Below are 16897 nucleotides of genomic sequence, written 5' to 3' on the forward strand. Positions count from 1 at the left end.
ACGGTCAAGACGGTCGACAAGAAGGACGTCAAGGTCCTCTTCAAGCAGGACGAGGACGGGGAGCGCAAGAACGGCGAGGTCGACGTCGTCGTGAAGTACCGCCACCACGGCGAGTGGAAGTCCAAGGAGTACGACGACGTCGAGCTCAAGAAGGCCGCCTCCATCGCCAAGGAGAAGGCCGACGGGGGCGACTGGCACAAGTACCACCGCGACGCCAAGTACACCGACAAGACCGACAAGACGGTCAAGACGGTCGACAAGAAGTGGGTCAAGGTCCTCTTCGAGCAGGACGAGGACTAGGACCCCCGCTCCCGCAGCTGAGCCAGTGATGTGACCACCGAGGGTGCCCGTCCGGCGGACGGGCACCCTCGGCCGTGCCGCCGCAGTCCCAGGGGTCGGCCCAGCACGTCCACGAGGCAACGGCGCGGCCCTCCGGGGCCCGCTCCCGAGCCGGCGGTGGTCCCGCCGCTCACCCGGGCCGGGCTGCGGCCGTGCCGCTCACGTGGGCCGGGCTGCGGCCGTGCCGCTCACCGGTCCCCGGGCGAGGGCCGCGGCACGGTGAAGTCCACGAGTCGCGCGGCGGCGCCGTCCAGCTCCGCCCAGGAGCCGGGGACCTCGAGGACCGCGAGCCCGGACGTGGGACAGCCGTCGGCGAGGGCCATCACGGCGTCGTAGTCGGAGTCCGGGGTGGCCAGACGCAGGGCGGCGTCCCGCAGGCCGGGCAGGTGGCCGATGAGCAGGAGGGACTCCACGGTGTCCGGCACGTGGTTGACGGCCGCGATGATCCGGGCGTCCGGCGCTGCGTAGAGCGACTCGTCGAGCCGGGCGGTCGGGGCGAGGTCGCCCAGGACGCTGCACACCCAGGTGCAGGTCTGCCGGGCGCGCAGCGCGCTGGAGCACAGGATCATGTCCGGGACGTGGCCCTGCGCCAGCAGCCAGTGGCCGGCCGCGGCGGCGTCCTGCGCCCCGCTCCGGTGGAGCGGGCGGTCGTGGTCGGTCACACCCCACGGGTGCTCCGCCTCCGCGTGGCGCATGAGGACGAGCTTCTTGCGGTCGTGGCGGGTCATCGGTTCATGATGCCACGTGCCCGACCGGCATGGGGCGGCCCCGGCACCCCCGCACCGCGGGGAGGAACCGGGGCCTGCACGGACCGGACGGGAATCAGATGGAGTACTCGGGGGCCGCCCACACGACGACCTCGGGGTGCTCGTAGAAGCGGTAGCCCTGACCGCGGACGGTGCGCACGGTGTTGGCGAGCCGGCCGAGCTTGGAGCGCAGGCGCCGGATGTGCACGTCGATGGTGCGCTCGTTGGGCACCTCCTCCGAGTCCCGCCACAGGCTGTGCAGCAGCTCGTGGCGGCCCACGGTGCGGCTGCCGTTCTCCACGAGGTAGTTCAGCAGCTCGAACTCCTTGAAGGTGAGGTTGAGCAGTCCGCCGTCGAGGAAGACCTCGCGCCGGGAGAGGTCGATGAGCACCCCGGTGGACTGGTTGGTCTTGGTCTCGGGCGCCGGCGCCGGCGCCGCGGGAGCGGTCGGGCGCACGGTCCCGGAGGTCGGGTCGCCGAGGGCGTTGCGGACGACCTCCAGGTCGCTGCCGGTGGTGTTCGCCGGGGCCAGGGCCACGGCGGCGTAGGAGTCGGCCTCCGGGACCAGCTGCTGGGCGTAGGCCCGGATGCTCTGGACCATCTTGACCAGCGAGGTGCCGTTCGCCGCGGCGGTCTCCTCGTTGAGGCCCACGTAGATCACGAAGCCGCGGGCCTCGTTCTCCTGGACCTGCGGCCGCGGCGCCGCCTCGCGCTCCAGACGAGTGGGCAGCGGCTGCTCCCCCGGCGCGGCCGGCATGGCCCCCAGCGTGCTCCGGAGGCTGCGGTAGTCGGCGGGCGCGCCCGGCACCTGCCCGGGAGCCGCGGCCGGACGGCGGGCACCGCGGGCCTCACTCGTGCGGGTGCGCTGAGAAATGTGCACGTATCCCGGTGTACCTGGCATCTGGTGCCCCTCGTCTCTGCGTCGTGCGATGGACGTCTCCCGTCCACCCGGGCCGCTCCGCCCCTCGGACCGACCCCACCACTTCCAGCTCCCGGATCACCGGCTTCGGACTTCTCGGAGACCGTCCCCGCGAAGCTGACAGATCCCTGACAGTGGCGTTGATCTCATGGTCCATCAGGCCCCGGGAACTCGCAAGTAATAATCCTGACACTTTCTCAGGATGTGAGACACGCAGGACAGCAGTCCGGGCCGCCCACCAAAATGAACGCTCTTCACCTTCCCTCCGGCCCCGCTGCAGGGGACGAAACCGCGGAAAGCCAGCACTACGGGCGGTCGGCACCCTGTCACACAGGTCACAGGCATAACCTGCCGCCATTGTCAAGACGCCGAATGCGTTCACCAGTCCATCTCAGTATCCGGACACACGCGTCCGGTGACGGCAGAGGCCCGTCGATCGGGTCGACGGGCCTCTGTGGCGGCGGATCCGCGGGATCTCCGGGTCGGGGGTCAGTCCACCACGCCGTAGAGGCGGTCACCGGCGTCGCCGAGCCCCGGGACGATGTACGCATTCTCGTCGAGCCGTTCGTCCCTCGCGGCCAGGACGATGTTCACCTCCGAGTCCCCCAGCTCCTCCTCCAGGGCGGCCAGCCCTTCGGGCGCCGCGAGCAGGCAGACGCACGTGATCTGCTCGGCGCCGCGGCGGTAGAGGAACTTGATCGCCTCGCGCAGCGTGCCGCCCGTGGCCAGCATCGGGTCCAGGACGAAGACCTGGCGCCCGGTGAGGTCGTCGGGCAGTCGCTCGGCGTAGGTGATGATGTCGAGGGTGTCCTCGTTGCGGGCCATTCCCAGGAAGCCCACCTCCGCCGTGGGGACCAGGCGGGTCATGCCCTCGAGCATGCCCAGGCCCGCACGCAGGATCGGCACGACGAGCGGCCGCGGCTTGGACAGCCCGGTGCCGGTGGTCCGGGTGACCGGCGTGTCGATCTCCACCGGTTCCACGCGGACGCCCCGGGTGGCCTCGTACGCGAGCAGCGTCACGAGCTCCTCGACGAGCAGTCGGAACACCGGGGAGGTGGTGTTCTTGTCCCGGAGGACGGTCAGTTTGTGCGCCACCAGAGGGTGGTCGAGAACGGTCACTCGCATGCACCAAAATTACCACCGGGGTCCCGCGGCCCCCGCCGGGCCCCGTCCGGAGCAGCGCCGGGCGAGGACCAGCACAGGATCAGGAGAGGACCAGGATGGCACTGCCCCCGCGCACCCGGGACGAGGCCCGCGCCGAGGAGTGGATGCGGCTGGCCCTCGCGGAGGCCCGCGCCGCCCTCGAGACCCAGGACGTGCCGATCGGCGCCGTCGTCGTCGCCCCGGACGGGACGGTGCTCGGCCGCGGGCGCAACCGCCGGGAGGCCGACGGCGACCCCACCGCCCATGCCGAGGTCCTGGCCCTGCGGGAGGCGGCACGCGCCCGGGGCGCCTGGCGGCTCGACGGCTGCACCCTCGTGGTGACCCTCGAGCCGTGCGCGATGTGCGCCGGGGCGATCGTCCTGGCCCGCGTGCCCCGCGTGGTGCTCGGCGCGTGGGACGACAAGGCCGGGGCCGCGGGCTCCGTGCTCGACGTGCTCCGGGAGCGCCGGCTCAACCACTGGGTGGAGGTCACCGGGGGCGTCCTGCAGGAGGAGTGCTCGCGGTTGCTCCTCGACTTCTTCGCCGGGCACCGGCGCGCCGGGCGCGAGGACGCCGGACCGGCGGCTTTTGGCGCTTGAGCGTGCCAGCCGGTACAGTACTGCGAGCTGGTGACGTGTCCGAGCGGCCGAAGGTGCATCACTCGAAATGATGTTTGGTGTAAAAGCCAACGAGGGTTCAAATCCCTCCGTCACCGCCAGTCGAGAAGGGCGTTACTCCCCCGGTATTCCGCGGAAGTAACGCCCTTTCTCATGCCTGGGCCGCGTCGTCTGCCCACATCCTGCCCACACTCGACCGTGAAACGGCCTGATCTAGCGCGTCCGCCACGGCGTCCAGATCCCTGTCGAACAGGTCCGCGTAGACGTCGAGCGTCATGGCCGCCGAGGAGTGGCCGAGCATCCGCTGGACCGCCTTCACGTTCGCCCCGGCCGAGACGGCGAAGCTCGCCGCTGTGTGCCGCAGATCGTGCGGCGTGATCCGCGGGGCGCCCGCAGCGTCCAGCGCTGAAGCGAACCACGAGTAGTTGTCCGCGTGGACGCGAGCGGTCCGCAGGTGCCCGCCCTCCGGGCCAGGGAACACGAGGTCCGCCGGCGCTTTTCCCTCGAGCTGCCCGGCCAGCCTCTCCCCCAGGAACCGCGGGAACGGGACCGTCCGCGCCCGGTGACCCTTGGGCGTGCCCACGTGGATGCGTCCGCCGACTTCCACGGCGTTCTCGTGGACCGTGAGCCGGCGGCGCTGAAGGTCCACGTCCTTCACTCTCAGCGCCACGGCCTCGCCCCACCGGAGGCCGCAGTAGGCGAGGACGAGCACGAGGACCGGGTACTTCGCGGCGTCCGCGACGGCGTGGACCTGCTCGTGGGACAGGTAGACGTGCTGCTTCCGTGTCTTCCGCGGGAGCGTGTCCACGGTCCGTGCCGGATTGGCGAGGAGGCGCCGGTCCTTCACGGCGGCGTCCAGGATGCCGGCGAGGACCCCGTAGGCGCGGAGGACCGTGGTCGCGGACTTCGGCTTCACGGGCGGATCCGCAGCCTCGTCGCCGGTGGATAGGGCCGTGATCCACGCCTGAACGTCGGACGGGCGAACCTCGCCCACGGGGACGGCTGCCCACCGGGGCGCGACGTGGACCCGCCATGCGGCGTCCAGGGGCCGGAAGCTGGACGGCTTCAGGCTCCGCTTGCCGTCCAGCCAGGGGCCGGCCAGTTCTCCCACAGTGGCGCGGGCGTCCGCCGGGTCGATCCATTCCCCGCGGTCCTTGGACACTTCGACGGTCCGGGCGAACCGTTCCGCGTCCCGCTTCGTGGTGAAGCCGCGCCTGTCCGTCTGTCGGCGGTCCGGGGTCCGGTAGCGGACCCGGTAGCGCCTTCCGGCCTTCGTCGCGTAGCTCTCAATGGTCGCCACTGCTCTACTGATCCCACCGCTCGAGCACCTGCAAGGGCGTCCACAGGGCGCTGTCCACGAACGCGCGGTCCAGCGGATGCAAGCTCTCCAGCGTGTCCGGCGGGAGGGCCTGGAGGGCTGTCCGCGCCCGCTCCAGTTCGTGCGCCTTCGCCACGAGTTCGCCCTGAAGGTCCCTGATCCGGTCCCCGATCTGGAGCGCTCGCTCGACGTCCCCACCCTCCCCGCCCTGACCGAGCAACGCCGACAGGGGCACGCCGAGAACAGAGGCCAGCGTGAGGGCCTCGTCCAGACGGACGGCGCGCTCCGCGTTTTCCGTGCGCTTCACAGCCACTTGCGAGTACTTGTCCCAGCCGCGTTCCACCATGCGGCGCGCTAGCTCTGACTGGTTCCAGCCGTGGGCTTCTCGCAGCTCGCGCACTTTTACGCCGAAGGCCGCGTTGGGGTCCCGCTCGCTTGATTCATCTTCCATGTCGAACAGTATTCATCACAACAGTTGACAACACCACCCCGCCGGTGGATCATCATTCATGTTGGTTCCATATCGACATACACGATGGAGAAGCTGCCATGAACGCCCCGACTGACAAGCTACTGACCCCCGCCGAGCTGGCCGACTATCTCGGCACCACGACCGGCAACCTCGCGCAGTTCCGCTACCGCGGGACCGGTCCCGCCTTCGTGAAGGTGGGGCGCCGTGTCCTCTACCGCGAGTCCGACGTGACGGCGTGGATCGCGGCCAACGTCCGCACCATGACCGGGACCGCAGCGTGAACGCCGCCGACGACCGGCGCCGCGACCTCCTCGCCGCGATCGCCCGCGCCCACCGCTACGGGCAGACCGCGTTCGTCCTGCTCTACGAGGCGCAGCTCCGCGCCCTCGACGCGCCCACCACTCAGGGCGCCCCCGGACGTGCGGAAGGCCGGCGCCTCACCGAACGCCGGCCTTCCTGAACCACCCCGAACGACCGCCCCCACTCACAGGGAACAACCGTCAGCGACGCCGCCGCGCGCCGCACAAGAGAAAGAGAACCGTCCTCATGTACAACCAGGATACCGCGCCCGTCCCGCCTGTGGGGGCCGGGATCAGCGCCGCAGTGGACGAGCTGGCCCTCGCCGGCCTCGCCGCCCTCCCCGTTCAGCCGGGAACCAAGAGGCCCGCCGTCCAGTGGAAGAACCTCCAGGGGCGCCGCCCCACCGAGGAGCAGCTCGCCGCCTGGTTCGCCCCGGAGCGCCTCGCCGCCGGCGTAGGCGTAGGCGCGATCATGGGCACCGTCTCCGGCGGCGTGGAGCTGACCGAGATTGAGGGGCGGGCCGCCGGACAGCTCCCCGCGATCGCGGAAGCCATGCGCGCCGCCGGCCTCGCCCTCCTCTGGAAGCGCCTCCAGGCCGGCTGGCTCGAGATTTCGCCAAGCCGCGGCGTCCACTGGCTCTACCGGCTCGAGGTCCCCGTGGGCGAACCGCTCCCCGGGAACACGAAGATAGCTCGCCGTCCGGCCGGCGAGGACGACAAGGGTCGCCCGATCGTGGAAGTCCTCGCGGAGACGCGCGGGGAGGGCGGCTTCGTGGTCCTCGCGCCCACGGACGGCTCCCACCACTCCACCGGGCGCGCTTGGAGGCGACTCTCCGGCGGCCCCATCTTCCCCGCCGTGCTCACTGTGGAGGAGCGGGAAGCCTTCCACGCCGTCCTCCACGAGGTCCTGGACGAGATGCCGGAGCCGCCGGCGCGGAGTGCTCCGCGGACGGACACGGCCGGACGGACGGACGCCTACGGGGACGGGGAGTCGCCCGTGGAGCACTACAACCGCGTGACGGACTGGGAGACGATCCTGGTCCCGAACGGGTGGACGCACGCCTACACGAAGGGCAACGGGGAGAGGCATTGGTTCCGGCCCGGCAAGGACCGCGGCCAGATCAGCGCCACGACCGACCGGCCGAACGACGACGGCGCGTCCCGCCTCTACGTCTTCAGCACCTCCACGGACCTGGAGGCCGAGGTCCCGCTGACGAAGGCCTACGTGGCCGCGCACTACGCCGGGGAGAGCATGTCCGCGCTCGCCGGCCGCCTCCGCCGGGAAGGCTACGGGGACCCGCTCGAGGGGCGGCCGTCCGTCTTCACCGACGAGGAGCTGGGCGCGCTCGCCGGCCTCACCCGCGAGCACTCCACGCCCGCCACCCTGCACTCCCTCACCACGCTGAGCACCTTGGACCACGAGGAAGCCCAGGAAGCCGCGAGCGCCCCGGAGAGCGTCCAGGACGACGAGGAGGACCTCCTGGACCTGGACGGCATCCCGAGCGCCCAGGAGGGCACGGACGAGGGCGCGGAGGAGGAGCCGCCGGCCACCTGGGACGAGCTGGACCTCTCCGCCGTCCTGGACGGGACGTGGACCTCCCCGGAAGCGACCCTCATGGAGCGCGAGGACGGGGCGTGCCTCCTGTACCGCGGCATGGTCCACGCGTTCATCGGGGAATCCGAGTCCGGGAAGTCGCTCCTCCTCCAGGCCGAGGCCGCCCGAGTGCTCGCCGCCGGCGGAACCGTCCTCTACCTCGACTTCGAGTCCGACCAGGGCACCGTCGTCTCCCGGATGCTCGCCCTGGGCGCTCCCGCGGAGGCCCTCCGGGCGCGCCGACTGTCCTACCGGCGGCCCGAGGTGACACCCATCGTCAACGGTAAGGAAACGGCCGCGTGGCGCGCCCTCCTCGCCCGCCCCTTCGACCTCGCCGTGATTGACGGCGTAACGGAAGCCTTCGCCGTGTTCGGAGTCTCGTCCGTGGACAACGACGAGGTGACGGCCTGGGGCCGGAACGTCCCCCGGAAGATCGCCGCGAGGACCGGAGCAGCCGTCGCCGTGGTCGATCACGTCACGAAGGCCACAGAGGGCCGCGGCCGGTTCGCGATCGGAGCGCAAGCCAAGATGAGTTACCTCACCGGAGCGTCCTACACGGTGGAGGTGAAGTCCCCGCTGGGGGTCGACATGGTGGGCGTCCTGTCCCTCCGCGTAGGGAAGGACCGTCCCGGCCGGGTCCGTCCCGTCTCCGGCGCATACCGGGCCAGTGATCGCTCCCAGGAGGCCGCTCGCGCCGTGATCGACTCCACGGAGCCGGGGAAGACGTCTTACGTCCTCCAGGCGCCGGAGGGCCACCTAGGCGGGGCCGTAAACAGCGGCAACCACTCCAACGGCTGGAGGCCGACCGGGTACATGGAGCGCGTCTCACGGGCACTGGAGCTGGCGCCAGGGTATGAGCTGTCCAAGACGAAGATTCGTTCCCTCGTGTCCGGCGGGTCGAAGCACGTAGACGCCGCGATCCTCCACCTGGAGCAGGACGGCCACATTAGCCGGCATTCCAGCAACCAGCCTTACCGACTTTTGAAGCCCTACAGAGAGAACGGCGCGGAGCTGGTGGTGCCCGGGACCCTGACCCTGACTCCTGACTCCCCTAAAGGGGGGGAGTCAGGGAGTCAGGCCGGGTCTGTGAGGGAGTCAGGCATGAGTCAGACCCCTGACTCATGCGGGAGTCAGGGTGAGTCAGGGGAGTCAGGACCCTGACTCACCCTCCGAGTCAGGGTCCCAGCACCAAACCGGCCGAACCTCCGCGCCGACCACACCAACGAGAAGGAGAACTAGCCATGACACCGAGCAAGCCCGAAGCCCACCCGCTCCTCCGCGCCTACTTCGCGGACGTCCTGGGAGGCGACTGCTACGGCGCGCACTTCCTGGCCGTTTCATTCCACAAGGCACTCAGCAGTGAGGCCCGTGAATTCATGGACCGGCACCCCGAGGCCCGCGAACAGACACCCCCCTTCAAGCTCAAGAACGGAGAGAACCGATGAGCCGCCGATACCTGGAGCGCCGCCCCCGCAAGCTCCCCCGGCTAGACCCGGACCACTACAACGACCCCGAGGCCGCCCAGCGGGTCCGCTGGTACCAGGTCATGCGAGACGCCGACGACTACACGGAGCGCGTCGGGCAAGGCGTGGCCGGCGTGTGGGGGTTCATCCACACGGGGGAGTACGCCGAGGCGCGCGCCCTCATGGACCTAATGCTGGAGCTAGAGCGGGAGCTGTACGGCCCGTACCCCGAGGGAGGTGGCCGGCCGTGACCGCCCGCAAGCCCGGTGCCCACGACTCCACGCCCATCTGGAAGCGCGGCAACCAGCACGGCGCCGCCCGCCAGAACCTCGAGGCCGCCCTGGCCGCCGCCCAGGCCGCCGGCCTGATCGTCCCGTGCCGCGGCCCCGAGGCGCCCGCCTGGACCGCCGACGACACCGGGACGCTCGAGGTCGCCGCCCTCCTCTGTGAGGACTGCCCGGCGCTTCAGGAGTGCCGGAGCTACGCCGTCCAGGCCGGCGAGGACGGCGGAGCGTACGGCGGCCTCACGCCGGCCGGCATCAAGCGCGCCCGCCGGCGCGCACAAGAACAGCGGACCCGCACCGTGCGGGCCGCCTGAGAGACAGGAGCAAGACCATGAACCAGCACGACCACGCGAACACCGTCCGCGCCCTCGCCACCTGGCGAGCAATGCGGATCATCACCCGCGAGGCCTCCGGGAATTTCGACCTGTCCCGTCAGGCGCTCCGCGAGGCCATGCGGGACCGGGACCCGGACGCCTCCTCCGCGTTCATCGCCGCGCTGATCGACGTGGGCTCCCGCTTCTGCAAGCTCGCCGCCGAGGGGCACGGCGTGGACCTCCGCGGCCTGGACGCGGCCTTCGTCAGGGACGCCCACCAGGGCCTCCAGGCCGCCCTCGAGGCCGCCGGCCTGGACGCGGACCTCGCCGCGCTCCTGGGCGAGGACGACGACCGTCAACCGCGACCCCCCGCGGAGTAGGCTGTAAGCGTCGGGCCGGGGTAGCAAGCTCACAGTCCGCCCCGCCCGACACATTGCCGAAAGGTCCCGCCAGCCGCGGGCGCAAGGAACGCCGAGGAGTCACCGGGACCAAGGCGGACCAAGCGCCCCGGCGGCCAGGCCGGAAGGCACACAGACAGGGCACTCCGCCGCGAGTCCTCCGCCGCAAGGCGTCGAGGCCGCCGCCGAGACTCCGCAGGTCTGCGACCACACAGCAACAGCGCGCACGCGCGCATCCGCCGTGCGCCCACCTGATCGGAGAGAACCATCATGACTACCATCGACAAGCTCGTGGCCGAGGCGAAGACCCTCGTCCAGAAGCACCACGACGGGACCCTCACCGTCACCGAGGCCGAGCGGATGGAGGCTGTCAGCCGCGAACTGAAGGCCGCCCGCGACGCGAAGGCCGCCGCCGGTCCGACCGCCGAGGAGCGGAAGAAGGGCGACGAGCTGAACCGCTTCCTCGCCGGGACCGGCCGGAAGTCCGGCAACGAGGACGGCCGCGGCTACATCACCAAGGACGGGATCCGCGCCACCGCCCGGAACCTGGCCGAGAAGATGAAGGCCAACACGGACGCCTTCCAGGCGAAGGCGCTCGCCGTGGGCAACTACGACGGGTCCCTCACCGTGTCCAACACGGCGACCCTGGGCCAGCAGACCACGAGCCTGATGGAGGCCGTGCCCACCGTCGTCTTCCCCGACCGCTTCGTTAGCTACCTCCGCCAGACCTCCCGCGCCCTGAACGCGGCCGTGGTCGCCCCCGGCGCCGTGAAGCCCACGAGCACGATCGGCCTGGAGCGCGTGCAGGACGAGACGCGCGTGGTCGCCCACCTGTCCGAGCCGGTGGACGAGATGCTCCTGACGGACGTCCCCTCCGTCTCGGAGGTCCTGTCCAACGAACTCCTGTACGGCCTGTACCGGGCCGTGGAGGACCAGTTCCTCACCGGCGCGGGCGGCACGGCGGAGCTGGCCGGCGTCCTGAACGCGACCGGCGTCCAGGTCCTCGCGGAAGGCGGCCGGCCCATCGACCGGCTCCGCACCGCCCTGACCCGCCTCCAGGTCCAGGGGTACACGGCCGGCGTGATCGGCCTCCACCCGACCGACTGGGAAGCGATCGAGACGGCCACGACCACCGGCGGGGACTACGTGCTCGGCTCCTCCCCGGTGGACCTGGCGAACCGCACCCTGTGGGGCGTGCCCGTCGTCCTGACCGTGGGACTGGCGCCCAACACGGGCGTTGTCCTGGACCCGGCACAGGTGGCGCTCGCCCACACCCAGCCGCTCGAGGTGAAGGTGGGACAGCCTGGGGACCTGTTCGTCCGCAACCAGATGCAGTTCCGCGTGGAGGGTCGCTTCCAGACCATGCTCCGCCAGGCCGCCGCCGTGGTGAAGGTGACCCTGACCGATCCGGCCGCGTGATGATCCCGCGCCGGCTGTTGGCCGTCGTGTTCGCCGTCGTGGAGACGGTGGCACGGCTGGTCACCTGAGCGGCGTGGAGGCCGGTATCCGAGAGGGTGCCGGCCTCCGGTCGCATCCGGGGTCTACCGAGGGGTAGGGGGCCTCAGGATGTTGAAGCACGGTCCCCGGCTACGGGGGGCTCCGGTAGCATGCCGCGCGATCGGGGACATCGAGGCAACTTTTTTGTAGCAGGTACAAACCGCCGGAAGGGGCAGATCATGAGGCACAGGACGACGCGGGGCGCTGTGGAGGCCACGCTGAGGGAGCTGGCCCCGGGGCCGGAGGACGCCGCGGAGGTCCTCCTCGCCCGGGAGCTAGCGAAGCAGGTGGACGCGGCCAAGGCGGGAGGCGGGGACCCGGAGCGAGTGCTCCAGCAGGTGCGCCTGGCCGCCGGCCGCCTGGACAAGGTTCTCTCCGGCCTGAGGGTCCGCTCCGCGGAGCGGGCACGGGAGGCGGCCAGGGCCGAGGCCGCCGCGGAGGCGGAGGAGGCCCGTCGTCGTGCGGCGGAGCCTTCCGAGGCGTTCGAGGTCCTGGGCGAATTGCAGGACCGGGCGCGCCGTCGCCGCGGCGAGCAGGTGGCGGCCAACGACTCCCCGACCCGGGCGGCGGCGCGGAAGATGATGGAGGCGGACTTCGAGCGGATGGTGGCGGAGCGCCACTGACCGCCCCTCCGCGCCGTGCCCACATTTTGCCCACACTCGCCCACGAATCAGGCACATCCGGCGTGATGTGCAGTGATTGGAAACTGCGTCATTCCGCGGCGGACGGCTGGGACGCGGGGCGCTGAGGGGTTTCAAATCCCTCCGTCACCGCCAGTCGAGAAGGGCCCCACTCCTCCGGGAGCGGGGCCCTTCTGCGTGCCCGGCCGCCGTCCGCCGCCGCGGGGCCGCGCCTCGCGCCGCCGGCGGGCCGGCCGGCACCGGCTACCGTGGTGCCGGTCACAGCCCGCCGTCCGGCGGGCGGGAGAGGAGGAGGCGCAGCATGACGACGTCGGCACAGGCAGTAGGACACCTGGGAACGGACGGGGAAGAGTACCCGGACGCCTACTTCGTGCGGCTGGACGCCACCCGCTTCCGCTCCACCCTGCACGCGCAGGGCGCGTGGAACGAGGCGGAGCAGCACATGGGCGCCGCCTCCGGGCTGCTCGCCCACGCGGTGGAGGTCGACCACCCCCGCGCGGACCTGCTGCCCTCGCGGTTCTCCTTCGACATCCTCGGCTTCATCCCCGGCGGCGAGGTCGAGGTGACCACGCGCGTGGTCCGCCCGGGCCGCACGATCGAGCTGGTCGAGGCGACGATGAGCCAGGGCGGCCGCTCCTGCATCCGGCTCAGCGTGTGGCGGCTGGTCCGCGGCGGGACCGCCGCGGTCGCCGGGACGCACCAGGAGGCCCTGCCGCCCGTGACGAGCGCCGCGCCCACGACGATGACGGGGCGGTGGCCCGGCGGGTACATCGCCTCGCTGGAGGGCCGCACCGTGCGCGAGCACCGGCCCGGCCGGGCCGCCATGTGGCTGCGCGCGCCGCACGCCGTCGTCGCCGGGGAGGAGGCCTCCACCACGGCGCAGTTCCTCGCCGCGGTGGACGCCGCCAACGGCATCGCCGTGCGGGTCGGTCCGGACGAGCTGGCCTTCCCCAACGTGGACCTCGGCGTGCACCTGGTGCGGGAGCCCGTCTCGGCCTGGGTGGGCCTGGACACGCACGTCACCTTCGGCCCCACCGGGGTGGGCCTCACCGAGTCCGCGCTGCACGACGAGGCCGGCTACCTCGGCCAGGTCGCGCAGTCCCTGACCGTGCGTCCGCTGCCGGCCGCCGGCTGAGCCCGCTCCCGTCCGGGACGCCCGCCGCGCGACCGTACAATGGGCGGCGGGATTTCCGACGTCGAGACCAGGGGCCACCACGCCCCGAGGAGGCCATCGAAGTGAGCAGCATCAACATCACCGTGATCGACCGCGAGGGCAACCGCACCGAGGGCGTCGAGTGGAAGGACTTCGAGAGTCTCATGGAGGCCCTCACCCGCCACAAGTACCCGATCCTCGCCACCTGCGGCGGCAACGCGTCCTGCTCCACCTGCCACTCCTACCTGGACCAGGGCTCCTTCGCCAAGGCCAACGAGATCAACGACGAGGAGGAGGACCTCCTCGACATGCTCGACGACACCCGCCACGACACCTCCCGGCTCAGCTGCCAGGTCGAGTGGTCCGAGGACCTCGACGGCGCCGAGGTCACCATCGCCCCCGAGTGGTGACCCGCCCGTCCCCGCGGGGACGGCACCCCCGACTCTGACCAGCCCCCGGACGGACCGGCGTCGCCGGCGCGCAGGAAGTGGACCCATGACCGAGATCCGTGACGACCTCACGACGCGCGCCGCCTACGTCTCCGACGCGTCGATCTACCGCCGGCTGCCGGCGGCGGTGGCCGAGCCGCGCAGCGTGGAGGAGGTCCGCGAGCTGCTGGTGCTCGCGCACGAGCGCGGCTGGCCGGTGGTCTCGCGCGGGGGCGGGACGTCGGTGGCGGGCAACGCGATCGGCGAGGGCCTGGTCATCGACACCTCCCGGCACTTCAACCGGATCCTGTCGATCGACCCCGAGGCGATGACCGCCAGGATCCAGCCGGGCGTGATCTGCGACCAGCTGCGCGCGGCGGCCTCCGAGTTCGGCCTCACCTACGGGCCGGACCCCTCGACGCACTCGCGGGCCACGGTCGGCGGGATGGTCGCCAACAACGCCTGCGGCTCCCACTCCGTGGCCTGGGGCACGTCCGCGGACAACCTGGTCTCGCTGACGGTCATGCTCGCCGACGGCCGGGAGGTCGAGCTGCACCGGGGCGGGACCTCCGAACCGGGGATCGACCGGGCGCTGACCGGGATCCGGGACCGTCACCTGGCCATCCTGCGCACCGAGCTGGGCCAGTTCCCCCGGCAGGTCTCCGGGTACGGGCTGCACTACCTGCTCGGGGAGAAGGGCTTCGACACCGCCAAGGCCTTCGCCGGGACGGAGGGCACCTGCGGGATCATCACCGAGCTCACCGTCCGCCTGGTCCGCAAGCCGGCCCACACCGCGCTGGCCGTGCTGGGCTTCCAGGACGCGTTCGAGGCGGCGACGGCGGCCCCGAAGCTGCGGGTGCCCGGGGTGTACACGATCGAGGGCATGGGCTCCGACCTGCTCGACGCCCTGCGCACCCGCCCCGGCCAGGAGCGCGCCGGCGGCGAGCTGCCCCGCGGCGGCGGCTGGCTCTACTGCGAGGTGGGCGCCGACACCCTGGAGGAGGCCGAGGCCCGGGCGCGGGAGCTGCCGGGTCTGGTGCCCGAGAACGTCGTGGACTCCGTGACCGTCTCCGGTGCGGCCGAGGCCAAGGCGCTGTGGCGGATCCGCGAGGCCGGGGCGGGCATCGTGACCCGCCTGCCCGAGGGCGGGGAGGCCTGGCCGGGCTGGGAGGACTCCGCGGTCCCGCCGGCGCGGCTGGGCGAGTACCTGCGCGACCTCTACGACCTGCTGCACGAGCTCGACCTCACCGGCATCCCCTTCGGGCACTTCGGGGAGGGCTGCGTGCACATCCGCATCTCCTTCGACTTCGGCACCGAGGCCGGGATGGCGACCTACCGCACGTTCATCGAGCGCGCCGCGGCGCTGGTCCACCGCTACGGCGGCTCGGTCTCCGGGGAGCACGGCGACGGCCGCGCCCGCTCCGAGCTGCTCTCGACCATCTACTCCCCCGAGGCCCTGGCCGCGTTCGCGGAGTTCAAGCGCGTCTTCGACCCGGACGGGTTCTTCAACCCGGGCGTGCTCGTGGACCCCGAGCCCATCGACCAGGGCATCCGTCCCGGACCCGGGGCGCGGACGTTCGAGCTCACGCCGGTGCACGCGTTCTCCCGCGACGGCGGATCGTTCTCCAGTGCGGTGAACCGGTGCGTGGGCGTGGGCTCCTGCCGCTCGGACGTGGGCGCCATGTGCCCGTCCTTCCAGGCCACCCACGACGAGGTGCACTCGACCAGGGGCCGCGCCCGGTCCCTGGCCGAGATGCTGCGCGGGGAGTCGATCACGGACGGCTGGAAGTCGAAGGAGACCCTCGAGGCCCTGGACCTGTGCCTGTCCTGCAAGGCCTGTGCCACCGAGTGCCCGGTCAACGTGGACATGGCCACGTACAAGGCCGAGTTCCTGCACCACCACTACCGGCACGGCCTGCTCTCCTTCCTGGGCCGGGACCGGCGGCCCATGGCCCAGTTCACGATGGGCTGGATGCCGCTGCTGATGCGGATCGTGGAGAAGGTGCCCTTCTCCTTCCGGCTGATCAACCTGCTGGAGTCGAACCGGGCGGTCGAGGAGCTGACCAAGCGCCTGGGCGGGATCGAGCCGAAGCGGCGGATGATCTCCTTCGCCGACCAGCCCCTCACCCGGTGGTTCCGCGGCCGGTCCGCCGCCCGCCGCCCCGGCGACGACGCCGACGGCCGGCCCACCGTGGTGCTGTGGCCGGACACGTTCACGAACTTCGCCGCCGACGCCCCCGGCAAGGCCGCCGTGGAGGTGCTCGAGGCCATGGACTACCGGGTGCTGCTGCCCATGGACAACGTCTGCTGCGGGCTCACCTGGCACTCCACCGGGCAGCTGGACATGACGCAGAAGGTGCTGCGCGACACCCTCGACGTGATGGAGCCGCTGCTGGAGGCCGGGTACCCGATCATCGGCCTGGAGCCCTCCTGCACGGTGATGCTCCAGGACGAGATCACGGAGCTGCTTCCCGGCGACGCCCGGGCCCGGCGCGTCTCCGAGCTGACGACGACGATCGGCGCGTTCGCGGCCCGCCACCTGGCCGAGGGCGGACCGTGGCCCTTCCGGGAGCTGGCCACCGAGGCGGGTCCCGCCGAGGCCGTGTGCCAGGTGCACTGCCACCAGAACTCCATGCTGGGCTACGGGCCCGAGCTGGAGGTGCTGGCGAAGCTGGGCGTGGACACCGCCGTGGTCGGCGGCGGCTGCTGCGGCCTCGCCGGCAACTGGGGCTTCGAGCCCGGCCACTACGAGGTCTCGCAGACCCTCGGCGAGCGGGAGCTGTTCCCCGCGATCCGCGCCGCGGCCGACGGGACGATCGTGCTCGCCGACGGCTTCTCCTGCCGCACCCAGATCGCCCAGGGCACCGGCGCCGACGGCGTCCACCTGGCCGAGGTGATGCGGGCCGCGCTGCCCCCGGCGGAGGCCGGTGAGCGGTAGCCCCCGCCCCGGCCGCGACACCGGTCCCGGCGGCGGACGCGTCCGGCCGGGGTGTCGGTGGCCCTGCCTAGAATGAAGGCCCTGGGAGGGCCCCCTCCTCAAGGCGTGGCCCGCCACGACGTCCGCACGAGGAGGATATCCCCCCCATGTCTTCGCTCTCCCCCGCTGCCCGCCCCGTTCTGGGCGCCCTCGCCCTCGCCTCGGTCCTGGCGCTGACCGCCTGCGGCGCCGCGCAGCCGGAGCAGGCCGGCTCCGCCGCCGCCCCCACCACGAGCGGGAGCGCCGCGGCAGCCCCGGCCGCGTCCGGCGGCGTACCCGCGGACGGCGCCGACGC

General features: G+C 71.9%; 19 protein-coding genes, 1 tRNA gene and 1 pseudogene. 16 read left to right on the forward strand and 5 right to left on the reverse strand.

Translation table 11 applies throughout. The annotated features are described in order from the left end of the window. On the forward strand, positions 1 to 300 hold a 300-nt coding region (locus ABL57_RS22275; RefSeq protein WP_047803143.1), incomplete at its 5' end, for a hypothetical protein. 227 nt (positions 301 to 527) lie between these two features. Here ABL57_RS22275 and ABL57_RS09075 read toward each other — a convergent pair. The 3 genes from ABL57_RS09075 to upp form a co-directional block, all read right to left on the reverse strand. Further along, positions 528 to 1067, reverse strand: coding sequence for a histidine phosphatase family protein (locus ABL57_RS09075; RefSeq protein ID WP_047803144.1), 540 nt, complete (start codon positions 1065 to 1067; stop codon positions 528 to 530). A gap of 94 nt (positions 1068 to 1161) precedes the next feature. Then, complete coding sequence (locus tag ABL57_RS09080; protein WP_047803145.1) at positions 1162 to 1986, reverse strand: winged helix-turn-helix domain-containing protein; 825 nt, start codon at positions 1984 to 1986, stop codon at positions 1162 to 1164. A gap of 507 nt (positions 1987 to 2493) precedes the next feature. Further along, a complete protein-coding gene (upp, locus tag ABL57_RS09085; protein WP_047803146.1) occupies positions 2494 to 3129 on the reverse strand; it encodes a uracil phosphoribosyltransferase in 636 nt (211 codons plus the stop codon). 95 nt (positions 3130 to 3224) lie between these two features. On the opposite strand from upp, the gene tadA reads away from it, so the two are divergent. Both tadA and ABL57_RS09095 read left to right on the forward strand, forming a co-directional pair. Next, positions 3225 to 3746 (forward strand): tRNA adenosine(34) deaminase TadA, encoded by a 522-nt coding sequence (tadA, locus tag ABL57_RS09090; protein WP_047803147.1) that lies wholly within the window; start codon positions 3225 to 3227, stop codon positions 3744 to 3746. A gap of 29 nt (positions 3747 to 3775) precedes the next feature. Beyond that, positions 3776 to 3865, forward strand: a tRNA-Ser gene (locus ABL57_RS09095). A 50-nt stretch (positions 3866 to 3915) separates the two neighbouring features. On the opposite strand, the gene ABL57_RS09100 is transcribed toward ABL57_RS09095, so the two are convergent. Together ABL57_RS09100 and ABL57_RS20700 are read right to left on the reverse strand one after the other, a co-directional pair. Further along, complete coding sequence (locus ABL57_RS09100; RefSeq protein WP_047803148.1) at positions 3916 to 5064, reverse strand: site-specific integrase; 1149 nt, start codon at positions 5062 to 5064, stop codon at positions 3916 to 3918. Between the two features lie 4 nt (positions 5065 to 5068). Then, positions 5069 to 5533, reverse strand: coding sequence for a helix-turn-helix domain-containing protein (locus tag ABL57_RS20700; RefSeq protein ID WP_053004855.1), 465 nt, complete (start codon positions 5531 to 5533; stop codon positions 5069 to 5071). 98 nt (positions 5534 to 5631) lie between these two features. On the opposite strand from ABL57_RS20700, the gene ABL57_RS09110 reads away from it, so the two are divergent. The 13 genes and pseudogenes from ABL57_RS09110 to ABL57_RS09175 form a co-directional block, all read left to right on the forward strand. Continuing rightward, complete coding sequence (locus tag ABL57_RS09110) at positions 5632 to 5835, forward strand: AlpA family transcriptional regulator (RefSeq protein ID WP_047803149.1); 204 nt, start codon at positions 5632 to 5634, stop codon at positions 5833 to 5835. Continuing rightward, the gene (locus tag ABL57_RS09115) at positions 5832 to 6014 is read left to right on the forward strand and encodes a hypothetical protein (RefSeq protein WP_047803150.1); all 183 of its coding nucleotides are present in this window, start codon (positions 5832 to 5834) and stop codon (positions 6012 to 6014) included. The genes ABL57_RS09110 and ABL57_RS09115 overlap by 4 nt, the downstream gene beginning before the upstream one ends. An 86-nt stretch (positions 6015 to 6100) precedes the next feature. Continuing rightward, entirely contained in the window at positions 6101 to 8608 is a 2508-nt protein-coding gene (locus tag ABL57_RS20705) for an AAA family ATPase (RefSeq protein WP_053004856.1), read from the forward strand. Between the two features lie 80 nt (positions 8609 to 8688). Beyond that, a complete protein-coding gene (locus ABL57_RS22280; protein ID WP_047803151.1) occupies positions 8689 to 8892 on the forward strand; it encodes a hypothetical protein in 204 nt (67 codons plus the stop codon). Then, positions 8889 to 9161, forward strand: a complete 273-nt coding sequence (locus tag ABL57_RS22285; RefSeq protein WP_047803152.1) for a hypothetical protein — start codon at positions 8889 to 8891, stop codon at positions 9159 to 9161. Before ABL57_RS22280 ends, ABL57_RS22285 begins: the two co-directional genes overlap by 4 nt. Next, on the forward strand, positions 9158 to 9508 hold the full coding sequence (locus ABL57_RS22290; protein WP_053004857.1) for a WhiB family transcriptional regulator: 351 nt from the start codon (positions 9158 to 9160) through the stop codon (positions 9506 to 9508). The genes ABL57_RS22285 and ABL57_RS22290 overlap by 4 nt, the downstream gene beginning before the upstream one ends. A gap of 17 nt (positions 9509 to 9525) precedes the next feature. Further along, on the forward strand, positions 9526 to 9888 hold the full coding sequence (locus tag ABL57_RS22295; protein ID WP_047803153.1) for a hypothetical protein: 363 nt from the start codon (positions 9526 to 9528) through the stop codon (positions 9886 to 9888). A 288-nt stretch (positions 9889 to 10176) separates the two neighbouring features. After that, positions 10177 to 11325 carry a phage major capsid protein gene (locus ABL57_RS09150; protein WP_047803154.1) on the forward strand — a complete coding sequence of 383 codons (1149 nt, stop codon included), beginning with the start codon at positions 10177 to 10179 and terminating at the stop codon, positions 11323 to 11325. A 257-nt stretch (positions 11326 to 11582) separates the two neighbouring features. After that, on the forward strand, positions 11583 to 12026 hold the full coding sequence (locus ABL57_RS21810; protein ID WP_152683336.1) for a hypothetical protein: 444 nt from the start codon (positions 11583 to 11585) through the stop codon (positions 12024 to 12026). Positions 12027 to 12345: 319 nt separating this feature from the next. Further along, entirely contained in the window at positions 12346 to 13179 is an 834-nt protein-coding gene (locus ABL57_RS09160; protein WP_047803156.1) for a thioesterase family protein, read from the forward strand. Positions 13180 to 13280: 101 nt separating this feature from the next. Continuing rightward, positions 13281 to 13607 carry a 2Fe-2S iron-sulfur cluster-binding protein gene (locus ABL57_RS09165; RefSeq protein ID WP_047803157.1) on the forward strand — a complete coding sequence of 109 codons (327 nt, stop codon included), beginning with the start codon at positions 13281 to 13283 and terminating at the stop codon, positions 13605 to 13607. Between the two features lie 85 nt (positions 13608 to 13692). Next, positions 13693 to 16563: an FAD-binding and (Fe-S)-binding domain-containing protein gene (locus ABL57_RS09170; protein ID WP_047803158.1), complete on the forward strand. Its 2871-nt coding sequence runs from the start codon at positions 13693 to 13695 to the stop codon at positions 16561 to 16563. Between the two features lie 146 nt (positions 16564 to 16709). Further along, positions 16710 to 16897, forward strand: a pseudogene (locus ABL57_RS09175) (L,D-transpeptidase); the annotation flags it as partial.

The organism is Kocuria sp. SM24M-10 (genome assembly GCF_001027955.1).
Lineage (GTDB): Bacteria > Actinomycetota > Actinomycetes > Actinomycetales > Micrococcaceae > Kocuria > Kocuria oceani.